The 275-nt window shown below is 67.3% G+C and carries 1 protein-coding gene; it reads right to left on the bottom strand.

Going from position 1 to position 275, the window contains the following annotated elements; all coding sequences use genetic code 11:
* On the bottom strand, nucleotides 1-275 hold a 275-nt coding region (locus KVT32_RS29970; protein ID WP_217619417.1), incomplete at both ends, for an SDR family oxidoreductase.

Below are 275 nucleotides of genomic sequence, written 5' to 3'. Positions count from 1 at the left end.
TCCCATCACGTTGTAGTGCGGGACCACCTTGTTGGCGCCGTAGTAGGACATGGTGAACATGGTGCCGCCGTTCTTCATCAGGGGCGCGCTGGCGCGCGCCAGGCGGATGAAGGAGTGGCAGGAGATGTCCATCGCCTGGCCGAAGCCGGCGGCCGAGCAGTACAGCAGCCCGCCCTGCAGGACGCCCTTGGGCGCGAAGGCCATCGAATGGACCATGATGTCGAGCCCGCCCCACTCCTGCCCGATGCGGGCGAAGACGGCGTCGGCCTGCTCCT

It is taken from the genome of Achromobacter sp. GbtcB20 (assembly GCF_019091095.1).
GTDB classification, from domain to species: Bacteria; Pseudomonadota; Gammaproteobacteria; order Burkholderiales; family Burkholderiaceae_B; genus Achromobacter; species Achromobacter mucicolens.
Note: the sequence above shows the minus strand (reverse complement) of the source record. Positions and strands in the feature narration are given on the sequence as shown.